Source organism: Moraxella sp. ZY210820 (genome assembly GCF_030674635.1).
Lineage (GTDB): Bacteria > Pseudomonadota > Gammaproteobacteria > Pseudomonadales > Moraxellaceae > Acinetobacter.
The window spans coordinates 857678-877771 of the sequence record NZ_CP089978.1; the positions used below are offsets into that span (position 1 = coordinate 857678).

Consider the following 20094-nt stretch of genomic DNA (forward strand, 5'->3'; position numbering starts at 1 on the left):
CTAAAGTTAATGACTGTCGGCATTATGCTGAGATAATGCGTGGATTTTTTCTTGACGATATTCAATATAGGTTTTTAATACCAAAGTTAATAATGCTAATAATGCCAATAATGATGATACAGCAAAAGCAGCACTAAAGGTATATTCATTATAAAGAATTTCAACGTGTAATGGTAAAGTATTAGTTTCTCCACGAATATGCCCAGAGACTACGGATACTGCACCAAATTCACCCATCGCACGAGCATTACATAAAATAATCCCGTATAATAATCCCCATTTGATATTCGGCAGGGTAATATGCCAAAAGGTTTGCCAACCAGATGCACCGAGTACGATACCTGCTTCTTCTTCTTCCACTCCTTGTGCTTGCATGAGTGGAATCAGTTCACGAGCAACAAATGGAAAGGTAATAAAAATCGTGGCAATCACAATCGCAGGCACAGCATATAATATTTTAATATCATTATCTGATAACCAACCGCCAAACCAACCATTGACACCAAATAATAATACTAACATTAAACCTGCAATGACTGGAGATACTGAAAATGGTAAATCAATTAAGGTGGTTAATAATGATTTACCTTTAAAATCAAATTTTGCAATCGCCCAAGCTGCACAAACCCCAAAAATTACATTTAATGGTACGGCAATACCTGCTGCAATTAAAGTGAGTTTTACTGCTGATAATGTATCGCTATCGGTTAAAGCGTGAATATAAACATTCCAACCTTGTTTAAAGGCTTCATAAAACACGATAATTAAAGGTAATACTAAACATGCCATAAAAAAGGTTAAAGCAATGCTTAATAACGTATATTTGACCCAAGCTGGCTCTCGTGTGGCGTGTGCGGATTGTAATTTATCGGCTAAGGCACGGCTATTTTGTTGTGAACTCATAAGGCATTTTTCCCCGAACGGCGATAAATCCACGCTTGCAATAGGTTAATTGCAAATAAAATACTAAATGATAATAATAACATGACCACAGCAATAGTTGTTGCACCTGCAAAATCATATTCTTCTAAACGAGAAATAATCATCAGTGGTGCAATTTCAGTTTTATAGGGCATATTACCTGCAATAAAAATCACTGAGCCATATTCACCCACACCACGAGCAAAAGCTAAGGCAAAACCTGTAAGCATGGCAGGGAATAAACTCGGTAAAATCACTTGTGTGATGGTTTGCCAACGTGTTGCACCTAAAGTCGCTGCGGCTTCTTCTAATTCGGTTTCTAAATCAGCTAAGACGGGCTGTACTGTACGCACCACAAATGGAATACCAATAAATACTAAAGCAAGGGTAATACCAATTGGTGTATAAGCGACTTTAATGCCCATCGGCTCAAGATATTGTCCAATCCAACCCGTTTCGGCATAGAGTGCGGTGAGGGCAATGCCTGCAACAGCAGTGGGTAGAGCAAAGGGTAAATCGACCAACGCATCGACCAAACGTTTACCCCAAAAGTTATAACGCACCAAGCACCATGCCAATAATACACCAAAAATCACATTGATAAAGGCAGCAAGCAATGACGCACCAAAACTTAATTGTAAGGATTTTAAAATACGTTCAGAGGTTAAAATTTCCCATAAACCAGTCCAACCAATATCAATCGATTTTAAAAAAACTGCTGATAATGGAATCAATACAATGACTGATAAGTAGGCAATGCTAATGCCTAACGATAAACCAAAACCAGGAAGAACTCGAGAGCCTTGCGACATAAAGCACCAATAGTATTTATATATGTAAAATAGGACAGTATCATACAGAAAGATTTACATAATAAAAATCAATAAATAGTGAAATGTATATATGAAAAAATGATAAACACATTGTATTTAAGTTTAGTGAGAGTTGAAATTTTGTATGCTCTAATGCCCACCCATTTTTGACAAAACATTTAAAATCACTACGCCAATTAAAATAAACGCAATGCCAATAATGCCCCAACTATCCACTTTTTCATTAAAAATAATCACGCCAATCACAGCCGTTAAAATAATGCCAACCCCACTCCAAATCGCATACGCCATACCCAGTGAAATATGTTTTAACACCAATGACAAACAATAAAAGGCAATGCCAAACCCAAACATAAAGCCAATACTCGGCAAAGGCTTGGTAAATCCTTGTGATAGTTTAAGCATTGTAGAGCCAAACACTTCACTACAAATGGCGATGGCTAATAATAAAGACCAGTGCATTTTATTCTCCGATAGACTTTAAAAAGGTGGCATTAAAAGTGGCTTGAAATTCTTGAAATTCATTCACCAAATGATTCATTCTTTCATCACCAAAGTTTTTAACCGCTTGCTTTTCTATGTCAAGCAACGGCTCAATCATTGGCTTGGCAATTTCTTTACCTTTTTCAGTTAAAGTTAATACTTTTTCTCGTTTATCGCCTGTATGCGGAACAATTTCAATCAAACCTTGTTCAATAAAAGATTTACATAAGGTGTTAATGGTTTGTTTTGGTAATAACCATTCATTGCAAATTTGTTTTTGTGTACATTGTCCAAAGACATACAAACTATAAAAACAGGCAAGTTCATTATAATTAAAATTAAAGCGTTTACTATAATCATCATACACATTGCCAAATAAAGTGGTGATTGCCCAAAGGTTTAGAATGGGGTTATTGTTCATACACTTCTCCAAAAATAAACTATTTTACCAATATTTGCCATTTACCAATCGTCAATGACCGCCAAAGCCATTCCAATAAGCCATAATTAAACCGCTTAACCCACAAATTGCTAAACGCCATTTGCCCGATAAAAATCATTAAAGCAATGAGTAATAATCCGCCCATTTGTAGTTTACCTTGATAATTAAGCCCTTGAAAAATAAACACGCAAATCACGGTATGACATACATAATTGGTCAGTGCCAATTTACCGATATTGGCAAGCGATTGGGTCAATAAAGCAAATTTATCATAAACCAATAATAATCCCAATACCGCCAAATAAGCAGACGATAACGCCATATCCGATATAGTTTTTGGTAAAGTTGCCATTGGGTGATAGGTGTCTGATAATAAAGCCAATATACCCGTCAAACTTGCCCAAATAATTAGCCCAATGATGATGCCTTTTTTCATTAAAGACTTTTTATCCGCCAAATTTTTTAATAGCCCAATTTTACCCACCACTCGCCCCAATAAAAATAAAGAAAATGCGGTTGGTGCCATTTGAATTAAAGCAAAATATAAGGTTTTAAAAATATCATCGCTTGCTTTTGGACTGGAAAATTCGCCAAATACATCTGGAAATATGGCAATCATTTGTGCCAATATTAACAATAATAATGACAATGCCAATAAGGCTTTTACCGATAAATGCCGACAGAGTAATAAGCCAAGTCCCAAAATGGCATATAACCTTAATACATCGCCCCACCAAAACATTGAATGAATTAAACCAATAGCAAATAAAATTGCTAAGCGTTTTGTATAAAAACGGCTGATATTCACGCCTTTTTTGGCAAGGCTTTCTATTTGTACCGAAAACCCAATGCCAAATAAAAATGAAAAAATAATATAAAACTTACTTTCAAAAAATAAGGAACTGATATGGCGTGTTAAGGTGTCGTACCAAAGTGCCGAGTTTAGGGTCAGTTGCTCAAAATCGTGATTAATTGCCGAAAAAGTGATGATGTTTACCACGAAAATCCCAAAAATGGCAAAACCCCGCCAACAATCCAAAATGGCGATACGGTCGTTTGGGGCGGTAATGGACGTGGCTGACATCAAAATAGTCCTAAAAATTACTAATTTGGGTGTATTTTAGTAAACTTTAGGACTAATTGCAAGGGGTTTTTGATTTTTGGGATTTTAAAACTCAGCTCCGCCCCGTACTAAGCCCAGCCTTCCCATTCGCCACAATCGTATTAAACAACACTTTCCAAGCCGACAATTTCGGATTGGGTGATTTACCTTCGCCAATCAAACGCATTTGAGCCATATACCAATCCATTTCCAAAACCGCCCCGACTTTTTTATCCAGCGGTGCAAAGCCTGTTTTAATGCGATTGGTGGTCAGCGTTTGATACGAGCCATTTTGGATTTGGTTTGGCAAATCAGGCATTAGGGCAAGCGGACGAGCAATGCCGATTAAATCCAAATTGCCACTTTTTAAAGCATCATTCATTGCCGTTTCACTTCTAAATCCGCCTGTGATGATGAGCGGAACTTGGCTGATTTTGCGAGCTTTTTCGGCATAATCTAGGAAAAAGGCTTCCCTTTGGCGGGTGCTGGATTTTTCAGCCAGCATTGCAGGGCTTTCGTAGTTTCCACCAGAAATTTCAATAAAATCAATGCCCATTTGCGATAATTTTTCTACCACTTGCAAGCTGTCATTTTCATCAAAACCGCCTTTTTGAAAATCGGCTGAATTTAATTTCACGCCCACCAAAAAATCAGGACGGACATTTTCACGAATGCCTTGATAAATTTTTAACAAAAAATTCATTCGGTTAGCTAAACTTCCGCCCCAATCATCGGTACGAGTATTGTGGTGTGGCGACAAAAATTGGCTAATCAAATAGCCGTGTGCAGCGTGAATTTGCACACCACTAAATCCAGCTTGTTCAGCAATTTTGGCGGTCGTGATGAATTCGCCAATAATTTTTTCAATTTCAACCGCTTGCAAAGCTCGTGGCGGATTGATAAACCCGTCCATTCCAACCAGTGGCACGGCACTTGGGGCGACAGGTTCACGATTGACGGCTTTGGGCGATTGTTTGCCTGCGTGGTTGATTTGCATAATCATCAGCGTGCCTGCGGTTTTGCCAGCCTCCGCCCACGCTTTGAGCATAGCAAGCGAGCGGTCGTCCGACACCACGACATCGCCCACCGAGCCTTTGCCGTTTGGCGACACCATCACATTGCCCGTAACCAGCACGCCCGCCCCGCCCAATGCCCAAGTGCGGTACAAATTAACAAGGGCTTGGGTCGGCTGATTGTCTATGGCGAGCTGCTCTTCCATTGCCGATTTGAAAAAGCGGTTTTTGGCGGTTGTGCCGTTTGGGAAAGTGAAAGATTGGAATAGCATAAAAGGTCTCTTTTAAGTTGATATGTTTAAAAATTTAAACTTATTATAAGGGGGAATGTGGGGGAAGTCAAGGGGGTGGAATAAATAATAAAAAATAATTTCAATAAAACAATTGATTAAGATGTTATCTTATTGTTAAATTTAATTACCACTTTACTATTTTATTTTATTTTGATACTATATTGGCAAATGCTAGTAGTAATTTTGATTAAACATCCAATATAGGAGATAATTATGTCACTTGAACAATTTGACACCCAATGTAAAAGCCATTTCTTTCAGTTAGTGGACACATATGGTCCTAATTTTGTTGGTAAATACAACATATCAGAAGATGAAATCAGACAAGCACTTAACCGACAAAGAAGCACTCAGGAAATGTGGGAATTTACCAAAACTTTTTTTGAGCAATTTTTTGGTGGATAAATGCAAAGCTATTTTTTTGAATGTGTGCCAACGCATTGAACAAGAACAACCCGACAATTTAGACGCGCTGTATGCCATTACGCACGAAGCCACCGAGCAACTCAATGAATTGCAAGATGAATTTGATGAAAATGACAGCGAAATTGAAACGGTTGCGCGTGATTGTTTTGGCGAAACCATGGAATTTATTGCCCAAGCTTATGGTTTTGATGACGCAGATGGTGTAGAATTGATTGCCCCGCGTGATTGGTAAAATTATTTTTCAGGCTGCCTGAAAAGAAATTTATTTAGTAAAATCAAAGGATAATTTATGTTTAATAAGTTAAAAATCGGCACATTATTATTGCTGACATTAACGGCTTGTTCGCTCAATTCTGTTCATTCGGTAACGTCTAATCCGCAGCCTGCTAGTGCGCCTGTGCAACAATCAGCCACACAAGCCACCTTTCAACAGACTTTGGCGAATTTGGAACAGCAGTATCAAGCCCGAATTGGCGTTTATGTATGGGATACAGAAACGGGACATTCTTTGTCTTATCGTGCAGATGAACGCTTTGCTTATGCGTCCACTTTCAAGGCGTTGTTGGCTGGGGCGGTGTTGCAATCGCTGCCTGAAAAAGATTTAAATCGTACCATTTCATATAGCCAAAAAGATTTGGTTATTTATTCTCCCGAAACCCAAAAATACGTTGGCAAAGGCATGACGATTGCCCAATTATGTGAAGCAGCCGTGCGGTTTAGCGACAACAGCGCGACCAATTTGCTGCTCAAAGAATTGGGTGGCGTGGAACAATATCAACGTATTTTGCGACAATTAGGCGATAACGTAACCCATGCCAATCGGCTAGAACCCGATTTAAATGAAGCCAAACCCAACGATATTCGTGATACGAGTACACCCAAACAAATGGCGATGAATTTAAATGCGTATTTATTGGGCAACACATTAACCGAATCGCAAAAAACGATTTTGTGGAATTGGTTGGACAATAACGCAACAGGCAATCCATTGATTCGCGCTGCTACGCCAACATCGTGGAAAGTGTACGATAAAAGCGGGGCGGGTAAATATGGTGTACGCAATGATATTGCGGTGGTTCGCATACCAAATCGCAAACCGATTGTGATGGCAATCATGAGTACGCAATTTACCGAAGAAGCCAAATTCAACAATAAATTAGTAGAAGATGCAGCAAAGCAAGTATTTCATACTTTACAGCTCAACTAACAAATTCATTTTGTTAGAAAAAGTGAAAATTTAGGGCTGAATTTACGACCGCGTAAATGTTTGGGTTGGAAAACACCTTATGAAGTTTACTTCAAAAAAACGTTGCACTTGGTTTGACAATTCAAGATGTAAAAAAATAAATAAAGCGTACACCGCATAGCATTTTACCAAAATTCTATATTTGGTGTGGTGTACGCATTTATAATGCTATACAGCTCTTCTTTTTACACCATTTTTCTCATAAACAGCACCCAACCCCCAAATTTCCCCCTTCTCCAAAATCCCCGTTTTATTATCAGCAACCACTTGTATCATTGCTTTTGCCAAAACATCGGTTGGCATAGGTTTGGCGGATAACAATAAACCAAATTGATTTAAAAATGACAAGGCTTTTTCGCTGACCATTTCGCCCAAACGGTCGCTGTTTTCTCGTTTTAATAAAGGCGGTCGCAAAATGGTTAAATAATTTAAACCAATATTTTGCAAAGCCATTTCCAATTCGCCTTTTAAACGATAATAAAACAATCGGCTATCTGCATTCGCTCCGTCCGATGATAAGACCAAAAATCGTGCAATGCCATTTTGTTTGGCGATATTGGCAAACACAAGCGGATAATCAAAATCTATTTTGCGTTGATTTTGTTGATTGCCCGCTTGTTTTAAAGTTGTACCAAGACAGCAAAACAGCACATCGCCTTTTACTTTATCCGCCCAATCAGAAGGCTTGTCAAAATCAATCAAATGCACGGTTAATTTTGGGTGTGTGATTGCCACAGGCTTTCGCACAAAAATCATCACACTTTGGTAATGCTCATTATTTAATAATAATTGGGTCAGGGCATTGCCTGTCGCCCCCGTTGCACCAATAACAATTGCTTTCATTGTATTTTACCTTGATTGCCTTATTCACTTTGATTGCTCGGACAATATTTTTTCATCAATTCAACGAGTTCACCCATTTTTTCAATTTCATCTTTCATCGCCAAACTGTAAAAGCGTTCTTTGCCGATTTGCTCTACGCTCACCGCATTGGCGGACAACATAATTTTTAAATGATGCGACACCGCAGGGCGAGACAAATGCAGATTTTCGGTAATGTCATTGACCCGCATCGCCCCATTTTCCAGCAATAATTTCAAAATCAAATGGCGGTTTTCGTCCGACAGCACGGTAAAAATGGGAATGCAGTCTTTTAAAAGACGCATTGCATGAGTTTGTTCGTTCATAGTTTTGATAGGTTTAAAAATTTGGACTTATTATAGGCGGTTTTGGGGGAAAGTCAAGGGAAATACTGCTAACAATCTAAAATAGCGATGCGTTCAATAGGTTTACTTACATTAAATAAGTCTTAAAATTACTAAATTGCCATCATTCTCAACTCGTTATAAGTTATTAATTCTGTGTAGGGGATAATTGTAATTCATCTATACAAAATTAAATAATTTAAATTATATCAATATGTTATAATTTTTTGGTTAAGAATGGAATTATTATTTTAAGCTGATATTAAAATAGCTATTTTAACTTTTTAATGACTCGTTATGTGATGATAATAGATGATGAAATAGATAATATCTGTTACAATACTCAGCAATCAACAAATTTAAAAAACTAGGTGCTTATGTCAAATTTACTTAAAGAAGTACAAGCTCGCCGCACTTTTGCTATAATTTCACACCCCGATGCGGGAAAAACCACCATGACAGAGAAATTGTTATTGTGGGGGAAAGCAATTCAGGTTGCTGGTATGGTCAAAAGTCGAAAATCTGACCGCTCTGCTACATCAGACTGGATGGAAATGGAAAAAGAACGTGGAATTTCGATTACCACATCGGTGATGCAGTTTCCTTATAAAAATCATATTATTAACTTACTTGATACACCAGGGCATGAAGATTTCTCGGAAGATACCTATCGTACTTTAACTGCGGTGGATAGTGCCTTAATGGTGATTGACGGTGCAAAAGGCGTGGAAGAACGTACTATTAAATTGATGGACGTGTGCCGTATGCGAGATACACCGATTATCTCTTTTGTTAATAAAATGGACAGGGAAATTCGTGATCCACTTGAATTGCTTGATGAAATTGAAAATGTGTTGAATATTCGTTGTGTACCAATCACTTGGCCTTTGGGTATGGGACGTGAGTTTGCAGGTGTGTATCATTTACGAGAAAATAAAACCTATATTTATAAAGCTGGTTTTGGTTCAACCATTACTGAAATTGAAGTGCGTGATGGTTATGATTATCCTGATATTCGTGCAAAAATTGGTGATTTAGCATTCAAAGCCTTTGAAGAGTCTTTAGAATTAGCTCAAATGGCAAGCGAAGATTTTGACCAAGAATTATTCTTACAAGGCAAGCAAACGCCTGTTTTATTTGGTACAGCGTTGGGTAATTTTGCGGTTGATCATGTATTAGATGCGTTTATTAACTGGTCGCCATCACCAAAAGCTCATCAAGCACAAGAACGTGTGGTTGAGGCAACTGAAGAAAAATTCTCAGGGTTTGTGTTTAAAATCCAAGCAAATATGGATCCAAAACATCGAGACCGTATTGCCTTTATGCGTATTTGTTCTGGAAAATACGAAAAAGGTTTAAAAATGAACCATGTGCGTATTGGTAAAGAAGTGCGTATTTCTGATGCTTTGACTTTTTTAGCAGGTGAGCGTGAGCATTTGGAAGAAGCATGGGCTGGCGACATTATCGGTTTACATAATCATGGCACAATCCAAATCGGTGATACCTTTACCAGTGGCGAAAATTTGCACTTTACAGGCATTCCACACTTTGCTCCAGAATTGTTCCGCCGTGTGCGTCTTAAAGACCCATTAAAATCAAAACAGTTACAAAAAGGTCTAAAAGAGTTATCGGAAGAAGGTGCAACGCAAGTATTTATGCCACAAAATAGCAATGATTTGATTCTCGGTGCGGTGGGTGTGTTACAGTTTGATGTGGTGGCGTATCGTTTGAAAGAAGAATATAAGGTCGATTGTGTATATGAGCCAGTCAGCATTCATACTGTGCGTTGGATTCATTGCGATGATGAGAAAAAACTCAATGAATTTAAAAAGAAAGCATACGACCAATTATCGATTGATGGTGGTGGGCATTTAACTTATCTTGCACCAAGCCGTGTGAATTTACAGTTGATGCAAGAGCGTTATCCTGATATTCAATTCTTTGCGACCAGAGAACATTAATTGTTTTATCGCCGATTTATATCAGAACAATACAACAAATATAGGGGTTTATTACATAAACCCTTTGTAAAATCAATTGCTTGGGCGAATACAAGTCGCCCCTACAGTTCAATAATGAATTGAATTTACTATATTATCTGTCTAGCCTTATTAATTGTAAAAATTGACTTAAAGATGAACAATATCAGCCATCAAGCCACTGAAAATCGTTCGGTTGCCGAATTTACCGAACAAGCCTACTTGAATTATGCCATGTATGTGATTATGGACAGGGCATTACCACATATCAGTGATGGGTTAAAACCTGTACAACGCCGTATTGTCTATGCCATGAGCGAATTGGGCTTAAAAAATAATGTGAAGCCAAAAAAATCTGCACGTACAGTCGGTGATGTATTGGGTAAATATCATCCACACGGCGATATTGCCTGTTATGAAGCAATGGTATTGATGGCTCAACCGTTTAGTTACCGTTATCCATTGATTGAAGGGCAAGGTAACTGGGGTTCACCTGATGACCCAAAATCATTTGCAGCCATGCGTTATACCGAAGCTAAACTCGCCAAATATAGTGAACTGCTATTAAGCGAATTAGGACAAGGCACAACCGATTGGCAAGATAATTTTGATGGTTCATTGAAAGAGCCAATCCATCTACCAGCCCGTGTACCCAATATCTTACTCAATGGTACAACAGGAATTGCGGTTGGTATGGCAACGGATATTCCGCCGCATAATTTACGAGAAGTGATTAAAGGGACGATTGCGTTAATCCGTAAGCCAGATTTAGATGACCAAGCGATTCACGAATATATTCCTGCACCAGATTTACCGACTAAAGCAGAAATTATCACACCTAAAGATGAATTATTAAAAATTCAAATGACTGGGCGTGGTAGCTATCGTATGCGTGCGGTATATCGTGTTGAAAAAAATGAAATTATTATTGAACATTTACCGTATCAAGTCTCTGGTTCAAAAATTATTAGCCAAATTGCTGATTTGATGAATGCAAAAAAATTACCATTTATCAATGATGTACGAGATGAAAGCGACCATCAAAACCCAACACGCATTGTGATTATTTTACGTTCCAATCGTGTCGATGCTGATGCAGTGATGAGCCATTTATTTGCCACGACCGATTTAGAAAGCAGTTATCGTGTCAATCTTAATATGATTGGTGCAAATGGTCGTCCACAAGTCAAATCTATTCGTCAAATTTTATTGGAATGGATTGAAATTCGTAAAACAACCATTACTCGCCGTTTACAATATCATCTCAATAAAATTGAAAAACGTTTACACATTTTAGCAGGTTTGTTGATTGCCTATTTAGATATTGATACGGTGATTAAAATTATTCGTGAAGAAGACCAGCCAAAACCTATATTGATGGCACATTTTGGCATTGATGAAATTCAAGCCGAAGCGATTTTAGAATTAAAATTACGTCATCTTGCAAAATTAGAAGAAATGGAAATTCGTAAAGAGCAAGATGAACTGAATGCCCAAGCTGAAATCATTCGTGAACAGTTGGCGAATCCTGAATCATTAAAAAAATTGATGATTGATGAACTAAAAGATGATGCGAAAAAATTTGGTGATGATAGACGTTCGCCAATCATTGAACGTGCAGAAGCATCAACCATTAACGAGCAAGATTTAATTCCTGCTGAGCCAATTACGGTCGTGTTATCTAAAGCAGGTTGGATACGTTCCGCCAAAGGACATGACATTGATGTACATCATATGAGTTACCGTACAGGTGATGAATATTTGAGCCATTGTTTAGGTAAAAGTAATCAAAAAGTCTATCTACTTGATGAAACAGGACGCAGTTATACGCTACCTGCCAATAATTTACCGTCCGCTCGTGGACAAGGCGAACCATTGACATCAAAACTCAATCCGCCATCGGGTAAACAGTTTATTCAAGTGCTAATGGGTGATGATGAACAAGACATCATTACCATCAGTTCATCGGGTTATGGTTTTAAATCACAACTTAAACAGCTCGATACATCAGTTAAGGCAGGAAAGAATTTCTTAACAGTCGCAGAAGATAGTCAAGCATTGGTAATTTTGTTGCAAAATAATGCAACACATTTGGCATTATTAACTTCAAATGGCTATTTGAATGTAATTGAATTGTCAGAATTGCCAATATTAAATAAAGGTAAAGGCAATAAACTAATACAGTTAGAAAATAATCAATCGCTTATTTCTGCTATTGCACTGGAATTGACAGATACTTTATTAGTCGAAACTGAAAATCGACACATTAAGTTTAAAGCAGATGATTTAATGAATTTTGTAGGAAAACGTGGTAATAAAGGTAAAGCTTTACCACGTGGCTATACAAAAGCTATACATTTAAAAGTTATTGTGTAATAATTATGTAAAAACTGATTATAATGGTTGGTTTTTCATATACAATATTTTATGCAAATAGATAGGATTTTTAGAGAGACTTATATATGCCAACAACACTAAAACCGTGGTTAAAAACATACGAAAAATTTGGGCTTGATGCTGAAATTAACATACCTGCGGATTCAATTTCTTTGTTAGACCTTTTTGACTACAATATTAAAAAGCACCGTGACCAAATGGCATTTGTGTCAATGGATAAATCATTTAGCTATGCTGAATTAGATGATTATAGTACTCGTTTTGCAACTTATTTACAAAAGTTAAATTTAGCACCCGGTACACGTGTTGCAGTCATGATGCCAAATTTATTGCAATATCCGATTGCAATGCTGGGCATTTTACGAGCAGGGTGTATTTTAGTCAATATTAATCCTATGTATACCACTTATGAATTAGAACATCAGCTGAATGATTCTGAAGCAGAAGTGCTAATTATTGCTGATATGTTTGCTCATGTATATCAACCACTGGTGGGGAAAACATCAGTTAAACATGTGATTGTAACTGGTGTAGGTGATTTATTAGGTTTTATTAAAGGGTCTGTAGTTAATTTTGTGGTGCGTAATGTGCGTAAACAAGTACCAGAATGGAGTTTTGTACATACCCCATTTAAAGAGGCAGCAACACGTTATTCTACTAATGATTATAAGCGTCCAATGGTAACAGGGCATGATACTGCATTATTACAATATACAGGAGGTACCACAGGTGTAGCGAAAGGGGCGGAACTTTCACATCGTAATTTGATTGCTAATATGTTGCAAGTCAATGCTTTATTTGAAAGTAAATTTGGTCGTAATCGACTCTTTCACGGAGAAAACTTTTTTGTTGCTTTACCACTTTACCATATTTTCTCATTTACTTGTATGATGTATGGTATGTATGTTGGTGCAACAAATGTATTGATTCCAAATCCACGTGATTTAGATGCATTAGTTAAAGAATATCGCAAATATCCACCTGTTATTTTCCCTGCGGTAAATACTTTATTTAATGCTTTGGCAAACCATCAAGGTTTTATTGAGTCTGACCATCGTAAATTGGTTGGTAGTGTTGGTGGTGGTATGGCAGTGTTAGAAAGTACTGCTGAGCGTTGGAAAGAAATTACAGGCTGTATGATTTTAGAAGGTTATGGTATGTCTGAGACATCACCCGTAGCGACTTTTAACCCGCCAAATAACCCAGAATATATGAATAGTATCGGCGTACCAGTTCCATCAACAGATATTATTATTTTAGGGGATAATGGACGACCTGTGATTATGGGCGATAGTGGAGAAATTTGTATTAAAGGTCCACAAGTCATGCAAGGTTATTGGAAACGCCCTGATGAGACGGCTAAAGTGATGACAGCTGATGGATATCTACGTACAGGTGATATTGGTGTTATGGATGCTGAAGGCTTTATCCGCATCATCGACCGTAAAAAAGATACCATTATTGTATCAGGTTTTAATGTTTATCCAAATGAAATAGAAGCTGTTATGAGTAAACATCCTGCTGTTGCTGAAGTTGCGGTGATTGGTGTACCCGATGTTAAATCAGGTGAAGTACCAAAAGCTTTCGTGGTATTAAAAGATTATTCAGTTTCACCACAAGAGTTATTGGAATTTACTCATGATTATTTAACAGGTTACAAACGACCACGTCATATTGAAGTGGTTTCAGAGTTACCTAAATCAGCGGTAGGTAAAATTTTACGTAAAAATCTACGTTCTAAGGCACAAAATAAAGCTTAAATACTAAGCTATTAAAATAAAGTATCTGATGTCAGACACTTTATTTTTATCAAATGGATGAAATTTATACATAAATTTGGTTCAATTTTACAAATTATAAGCAAAATGATAAGAATATACTTTGACAAGATAATTTAGATATACTATCTTAAACTTTTACGAAAACTTAAACGTGGAGTATATTTAATGGAACGTGTTTGGCTTGATACTTTGCAACAATTTGGAATTGAACAAGAGATTAATTTACCAAATGAACAAACATCTCTAGTCGATTTTTTTGAACAAAATGTAAAAAACTATGCAAATAATTCGGCTTTTATCTTTATGGATAAAAGTATTTCTTATACTGAATTAGATACTTATAGCCGTAGTTTTGCTGCCTATTTGCAAGGATTAAATTTAGCCAAAGGCACACGTGTTGCAGTGATGATGCCGAATTTAATTCAATATCCAATTGCACTAATGGGGATTTTGCGTGCAGGCTTAGTACTGGTAAATGTAAACCCACTTTATACCACACGAGAGTTAGAACATCAGTTAAATGATTCGGGTGCAGAGGTCTTAGTTACAGTAGACCGTTTTGCACATATTTATCAGCCGATTCATGGTAAAACACCTGTAAAATATGCGATTATTACAGGCATTGGCGATATGCTTGGTTTCTTAAAAGGTTCTATCGTCAATTTTGTATTGCGTAGTGTGCGTAAGGAAGTGCCAGCTTGGCAGATTAATGGTCATATTAATTTTAAAGATACTTTAAATACATCATCAAGCCGTTATCAAAAACCTACGGTTCATCTAAGTGATACGGCTGTATTACAATATACAGGTGGTACAACAGGTGTATCTAAAGGTGCAGAATTATCTCATCGCAACTTAATTGCTAATATGTTGCAAGTGGATAAAATTTTTGAAAGTCGTTTTGGTAAAGGAACATCATTACAAGGCGAAAATTTTGCTTGTGCTTTACCGCTCTATCATATTTTTGCGTTTACGGTATGTGCATTATATGGTATGTATAAAGGTGCAACCAATATTTTAATTCCAAATCCACGTGATTTACCAGCGGTGATTAAAGAATTCCGTAAATATCGTCCATCATTATTTCCTGCGGTCAATACTTTATTTAATGCATTGGTCAATCATCAGGAATTTAAACAACTTGACCATAGCAATTTAAAAATCTGTATTGGTGGTGGTATGGCGGTATTACCAAGTACAGCTGAAGCATGGAAACAGGTTACAGGTATTGTGATTACGGAAGGTTACGGTCTATCAGAAACATCGCCATTAGCGACAGTAAATGCACCAACCAATCCAGTATTTACAGGGACGATTGGTCTGCCTGCACCAAGTACCGATATTGCAATTTTAGATGATGATGGTAATATGATTCCTGCGGGAAGTGTTGATGAACATGGCGAACCTATTGTAGGAGAAATTGCGATTCGAGGTCCACAAGTGATGAAAGGTTATTGGAATCGTGATGATGAAACAGCTAAAGTAATGACTGCTGACGGTTTCTTCCGTTCTGGTGATATTGGCTTTATGGATGTAAAAGGTTTTGTTAAAATTGTAGACCGTAAAAAAGATATGATTTTGGTGTCTGGTTTTAATGTTTATCCAAATGAAATTGAAGAAGTGATTAGTAAACATCCGAAAGTACTTGAAGTGGCTGCTATTGGTGTACCAGATGAAAAGGCTGGTGAAGTACCAAAAGTGTTTGTAGTGAAAAAAGATGCATCTTTAACTACAGAAGAAGTGCTAGACTTTGCTAAAAAGAACCTAACAGGATATAAACGTCCTCGTTATGTTGAGTTTATGGATGAGTTACCTAAATCGAACGTAGGTAAAATCTTACGTAAAGATTTGCGTGGTAAATAATTCATCTTATTCAAAAAACAGAGTGAAAATTATCAATGTAGGGGCGGAAATTTTTCGCCCTTACGATTTTAAAATCGTTTATAGTGGGATTAGACATGGATACTGTATTAAATTATACTGATGTTAATCAACTTTCTTTAGCTTTAATTGAAGCACAGTTACGTTTAAGACAACAGCAACAAGGACAACAAAAAAGTTTATTAATTATCATCAGCGGTATCGAAACAGCAGGGAAAGGGCGAGCAGTACGTCAATTACGAGAATGGCTTGACCCACGTTATTTGCGTGTGAAAAGTCATGCTCCCCACTTTATTGAAAATCATCAACCGATATGGTTACGTTATACGCCAGATTTACCTGCGACAGGTCAAATTACAGTGATGTTTGGGGCTTGGTATAATGATTTATTTGCTACAGCTTTAAATCCTGAATATGCATTTAGCCAACATGATTTTCATCATTATGCACAACAAATTGCTGAATTTGAGCATTATTTAATGCAAAATCATACACATGTCGTTAAAATTTGGTTTGATTTATCATGGAAAGATTTACAAAAACGTCTGAGTAAGCTTGATGAAAGTGGACAATTATTACATTATTTGTATGGGATAGATTGGCGTTGTAAAACACAATATAAAGCCTTGAAAAAACTTAAAAAAGCCTTAGCTTCGGATTGGTTAATGATTGATGGTAAACATCAACAATGTGATCAAATTTTTGCTGAAAATATTTTACAGGTTTTACAACAACCTTTAGTTATTGTGCCATGTCAAACTTATCAAGCACAAGCAATTCCTCAAATATTCACTGATATTCTACAGAGTGATACACAGTTTTCTGTTGAACAGAAAAAACAAATCATTAAACAGCTCAGTAAAAAAGTTGCTCAATTATTACGTCAAGAACATCGTAAAATAGTGATTGTACTTGAAGGCATGGATGCTGCTGGTAAAGGTGGTGCAATTAAGCGTATCGTGCGTAAACTCGACCCACGAGAATATGATATTCATAGCATTGCTGCTCCCGAGCCGTATGAGTTACGCCGTCCTTATCTATGGCGTTTTTGGACAAGATTAGAAAAGGGGCGTAAAATTCAAATTTTTGACCGTTCATGGTATGGACGTGTACTTGTTGAACGTATTGAACATTTGATTAATGATACACAATGGCAAAATGCTTATCATGAAATTAATCAATTTGAAACACAATTAGTTTGTCATCAAACGGTTGTGATAAAAATTTGGTTGGCAATTAGTGATAAAGAGCAGTTACACCGTTTTGAACAACGTGAGCAAACGCCACATAAACGTTTTAAAATTACGCCTGAAGATTGGCGAAATCGTGCTAAATGGCAGGATTATTTACAAGCTTGTGCGGATATGTTGCATTATACTGAACATCCATCTGCGACATGGAACGTTGTTGCAACGGATGATAAATATGATGCACGGATTCGGGTGTTAAATGTGATTATTCAGCATTTAAGCTAGTTTTATATTGTAGATTTACTTCTACCATCAAAATATCTTAAATATGGTAGAAGTAGATTTTTTAATATTTCTGAAATAAAGTAATAGAAAATTAAGCCACTTGTACAGGAATACAGTTTGCTGTATGGTTCACTGTATTATCAGGATTTGCATAAACTAAACGTGGTTTGTGTTGGTTTGCTTCTTGTTCAGTAAAATCACCAAAAGTAGCAATAATCACAATATCACCTACATCTGCTTGATGAGCTGCACCACCATTCACAGAAATAATTCCTGAATTGTCTTCACCACGAATTGCGTAAGTGGTAAAACGTTTTCCGTTGGTTACATTCCATACATGAATTTCTTCATATTCACGAATACCTGCTAAGTCCATCAATGTACCGTCAATAGCACAAGAACCTTCATAATGTAGTTCAGCGTGTGTTACAATGGCACGATGGATTTTACATTTTAATAAACGAGAAAGCATAGTATGTCTCCAATAGAGATAGGGAAGAGTATAAGATATTAAGGCTTATAAGCATTGATTTGATTCATAGCTTGGTTAATTTGACCATCAACCAATAATTTAATTTTTGTAGTGGCGAAGTCAATCGCATCATCAATCAGTTTTTGTTCAGCTGATGGTGCTTTACCTAGTACATGACCTGAGACTTTATCTTTATGACCGGGGTGTCCAATACCAATACGTAAACGATGGAAATCAGCACCAATATGAGGAACAATATCTCGTAAGCCATTATGCCCACCATGACCGCCACCTGTTTTTAGGCGAATGATACCTGCATTCATATCAAGTTCATCATGAGCAATAAGTAAGGAAGAAGGATTAATTTGATAAAACTTACAAAAAGGAGCAACACTTTGACCAGAACGGTTCATAAAAGTTTGTGGCAATAATAAACGCACATCATGACCTTCAATGTTACCACGTCCTATATAAGCATTAAATTTATTATCATTTTTTAAGCTAATATTATAGCTTTTGGCAAGTTGTTCAACAAACCAAAAGCCTGCATTATGCCTAGTTTGGGCATATTCCGCACCGGGATTGCCCAAACCTACAATAAGTACAATAGACATTATACAAATAAGTGATTAAGCACGAATAAAGTCAGCGTGCATAGGACGGTTAGTTGAAGGATGACGTTGTAATGCTTTAATTACAACAGTTTCTTCTTGACCATCAAATTTAATTGTTGTATTAGCAGTGAAGAAGTTGTTATCTTCCAATAACTTGATGATTTCACGATATTCTAAAGTGATTGCAACAGGTTCTTTGTTACCACCATAGATGATAGCTGGAATTAATGCTTCACGGCGAAGGCGGCGGCTCGCACCTTTCCCTTGTTGTTCAGCAGTACGCAAAGTAGCGTTTAATACATAGTGTGACATAAGGTTAGTTCCTATATAGATTTAAAATTAAAAGTTAAACTTGCGACCAGTTTAACTCTACATGAGATACACTCACTTAAAGTGAGCGTATCATACAACATTTATCATAAAAATGATAAAAAAATTGTTATTTACAAGTAACTGTCGAACATGGCACTAATTGATTCTTCGTTATTGATACGGCGAATTGTTTCAGCAACCATACTTGATACAGAAACTTGACGAATTTTACCTAATGCTTTTGCTTCTTCAGATAATGGAATAGTATCGGTTACCACTAACTCATCAATGACAGAATTTTTAAGATTGTCTAATGCTTTACCTGATAACACTGGATGAGTTGCATAAGCAACAACACGTCTTGCACCAAATTGTTTTAGAGCATCAGCAGCTTTACATAATGTACCAGCAGTATCAACCATATCATCTACAATGACACAATCACGGTCTTTTACATCACCAATCAAGTGCATGACTTGAGATTCATTGGCTTTTTGACGGCGTTTATCAATAATTGCGAGATCAATATCACCTAATTGTTTAGCTACAGCACGAGCACGCACCACACCACCGACATCTGGAGAAACAACCATTAAATTATCATGTGATTGTTGGCGTAAATCGGCAAGTAATACTGGTGTACCATAAATATTATCAACAGGAATATCGAAGAAACCTTGAATTTGGTCTGCGTGTAAGTCAATCATAACCACACGGTCTATACCAACGGTTGTTAGCATATCTGCAACAACTTTTGCGGTAATTGGTACACGAGCGGAACGTGGACGGCGGTCTTGACGAGCATAACCAAAATAAGGAATCACTGCGGTAATGCGACCTGCACTGGCACGACGTAAAGCATCAGCCATGACCAAGATTTCCATTAGGTTATCATTGGTTGGGGCACAGGTAGATTGAACAATAAAGACATCTTTACCACGTACATTTTCACTAATTTCAACGGCAATTTCACCATCGGAAAAGCGACTAACAGATGCAGCACCTAAAGGAATATGTAAGTGTTCTACGACTTTTTCAACGAATTGTGGATTAGCTGTTCCACTAAAAACAACAAGATTGGGCATGAAGCACCACTGGCGGTTAGCTTAAAATAATGGAAATATGGCAGGGGCGGCTGGATTCGAACCAACGGATGGCGGGATCAAAACCCGCTGCCTTACCACTTGGCGACGCCCCTAAAAATTGAGATAAATTATAG

At 37.1% G+C, this 20094-nt stretch carries 20 protein-coding genes and 1 tRNA gene; 8 read left to right on the forward strand and 13 right to left on the reverse strand.

Going from position 1 to position 20094, the window contains the following annotated elements:
* Window positions 1-6 precede the first annotated feature (6 nt).
* The 6 genes from cysW to LU301_RS04365 all read right to left on the reverse strand — a co-directional run bounded on the left by cysW (window position 7) and on the right by LU301_RS04365 (window position 5066).
* Entirely contained in the window at window positions 7-903 is an 897-nt protein-coding gene (cysW, locus tag LU301_RS04340) for a sulfate ABC transporter permease subunit CysW (protein WP_305273028.1), read from the reverse strand.
* Complete coding sequence (gene cysT / locus LU301_RS04345; protein ID WP_305273031.1) at window positions 900-1733, reverse strand: sulfate ABC transporter permease subunit CysT; 834 nt, start codon at window positions 1731-1733, stop codon at window positions 900-902. The genes cysW and cysT overlap by 4 nt, the downstream gene beginning before the upstream one ends.
* A gap of 150 nt (window positions 1734-1883) precedes the next feature.
* The gene (locus tag LU301_RS04350) at window positions 1884-2216 is read right to left on the reverse strand and encodes a DMT family transporter (protein WP_305273034.1); all 333 of its coding nucleotides are present in this window, start codon (window positions 2214-2216) and stop codon (window positions 1884-1886) included.
* A 1-nt stretch (window position 2217) separates the two neighbouring features.
* Window positions 2218-2658 (reverse strand): MarR family winged helix-turn-helix transcriptional regulator, encoded by a 441-nt coding sequence (locus tag LU301_RS04355; protein ID WP_305273037.1) that lies wholly within the window; start codon window positions 2656-2658, stop codon window positions 2218-2220.
* A gap of 19 nt (window positions 2659-2677) precedes the next feature.
* Window positions 2678-3763, reverse strand: coding sequence for a DUF418 domain-containing protein (locus LU301_RS04360; RefSeq protein ID WP_305273038.1), 1086 nt, complete (start codon window positions 3761-3763; stop codon window positions 2678-2680).
* Between the two features lie 91 nt (window positions 3764-3854).
* Complete coding sequence (locus tag LU301_RS04365; protein WP_305273041.1) at window positions 3855-5066, reverse strand: NADH:flavin oxidoreductase/NADH oxidase family protein; 1212 nt, start codon at window positions 5064-5066, stop codon at window positions 3855-3857.
* A 234-nt stretch (window positions 5067-5300) separates the two neighbouring features.
* Here LU301_RS04365 and LU301_RS04370 point away from each other — a divergent pair, with 234 nt between their 5' ends.
* The 3 genes from LU301_RS04370 to blaROB are packed head-to-tail and all read left to right on the forward strand — an operon-like array spanning window position 5301 to window position 6720.
* On the forward strand, window positions 5301-5492 hold the full coding sequence (locus LU301_RS04370) for a hypothetical protein (protein WP_305273045.1): 192 nt from the start codon (window positions 5301-5303) through the stop codon (window positions 5490-5492).
* A 22-nt stretch (window positions 5493-5514) separates the two neighbouring features.
* Window positions 5515-5745 (forward strand): DUF5713 family protein, encoded by a 231-nt coding sequence (locus LU301_RS04375; protein ID WP_305273948.1) that lies wholly within the window; start codon window positions 5515-5517, stop codon window positions 5743-5745.
* A 57-nt stretch (window positions 5746-5802) separates the two neighbouring features.
* Entirely contained in the window at window positions 5803-6720 is a 918-nt protein-coding gene (blaROB, locus tag LU301_RS04380) for an ROB family class A beta-lactamase (RefSeq protein WP_305273048.1), read from the forward strand.
* Between the two features lie 207 nt (window positions 6721-6927).
* Here the strand turns inward: blaROB and LU301_RS04385 are convergent, their stop codons facing one another.
* Window positions 6928-7602 carry an NAD(P)H-binding protein gene (locus LU301_RS04385; protein ID WP_305273051.1) on the reverse strand — a complete coding sequence of 225 codons (675 nt, stop codon included), beginning with the start codon at window positions 7600-7602 and terminating at the stop codon, window positions 6928-6930.
* A 20-nt stretch (window positions 7603-7622) separates the two neighbouring features.
* Window positions 7623-7946: an ArsR/SmtB family transcription factor gene (locus LU301_RS04390; protein ID WP_305273054.1), complete on the reverse strand. Its 324-nt coding sequence runs from the start codon at window positions 7944-7946 to the stop codon at window positions 7623-7625.
* A 395-nt stretch (window positions 7947-8341) separates the two neighbouring features.
* On the opposite strand from LU301_RS04390, the gene LU301_RS04395 reads away from it, so the two are divergent.
* The 5 genes from LU301_RS04395 to LU301_RS04415 all read left to right on the forward strand — a co-directional run bounded on the left by LU301_RS04395 (window position 8342) and on the right by LU301_RS04415 (window position 17477).
* Window positions 8342-9925, forward strand: a complete 1584-nt coding sequence (locus LU301_RS04395) for a peptide chain release factor 3 (protein ID WP_305273057.1) — start codon at window positions 8342-8344, stop codon at window positions 9923-9925.
* Window positions 9926-10177: 252 nt separating this feature from the next.
* On the forward strand, window positions 10178-12319 hold the full coding sequence (gene parC / locus LU301_RS04400) for a DNA topoisomerase IV subunit A (protein WP_370692239.1): 2142 nt from the start codon (window positions 10178-10180) through the stop codon (window positions 12317-12319).
* 86 nt (window positions 12320-12405) lie between these two features.
* The gene (locus LU301_RS04405) at window positions 12406-14100 is read left to right on the forward strand and encodes an AMP-binding protein (RefSeq protein ID WP_305273063.1); all 1695 of its coding nucleotides are present in this window, start codon (window positions 12406-12408) and stop codon (window positions 14098-14100) included.
* 186 nt (window positions 14101-14286) lie between these two features.
* Window positions 14287-15984, forward strand: a complete 1698-nt coding sequence (locus tag LU301_RS04410) for an AMP-binding protein (protein WP_305273065.1) — start codon at window positions 14287-14289, stop codon at window positions 15982-15984.
* Window positions 15985-16079: 95 nt separating this feature from the next.
* Window positions 16080-17477, forward strand: coding sequence for a phosphate--AMP phosphotransferase (locus LU301_RS04415; RefSeq protein ID WP_305273067.1), 1398 nt, complete (start codon window positions 16080-16082; stop codon window positions 17475-17477).
* A gap of 91 nt (window positions 17478-17568) precedes the next feature.
* Here LU301_RS04415 and panD read toward each other — a convergent pair whose 3' ends face one another.
* The 5 genes from panD to LU301_RS04440 all read right to left on the reverse strand — a co-directional run bounded on the left by panD (window position 17569) and on the right by LU301_RS04440 (window position 20073).
* Window positions 17569-17949: an aspartate 1-decarboxylase gene (gene panD / locus LU301_RS04420; protein WP_305273069.1), complete on the reverse strand. Its 381-nt coding sequence runs from the start codon at window positions 17947-17949 to the stop codon at window positions 17569-17571.
* Window positions 17950-17987: 38 nt separating this feature from the next.
* Window positions 17988-18566, reverse strand: coding sequence for an aminoacyl-tRNA hydrolase (pth, locus tag LU301_RS04425; protein ID WP_305273950.1), 579 nt, complete (start codon window positions 18564-18566; stop codon window positions 17988-17990).
* A 12-nt stretch (window positions 18567-18578) separates the two neighbouring features.
* A complete protein-coding gene (gene rplY / locus LU301_RS04430; protein ID WP_305273072.1) occupies window positions 18579-18875 on the reverse strand; it encodes a 50S ribosomal protein L25 in 297 nt (98 codons plus the stop codon).
* A gap of 131 nt (window positions 18876-19006) precedes the next feature.
* Complete coding sequence (locus LU301_RS04435) at window positions 19007-19960, reverse strand: ribose-phosphate pyrophosphokinase (protein WP_305273074.1); 954 nt, start codon at window positions 19958-19960, stop codon at window positions 19007-19009.
* A 38-nt stretch (window positions 19961-19998) separates the two neighbouring features.
* Window positions 19999-20073, reverse strand: a tRNA-Gln gene (locus LU301_RS04440).
* Window positions 20074-20094 lie beyond the last annotated feature (21 nt).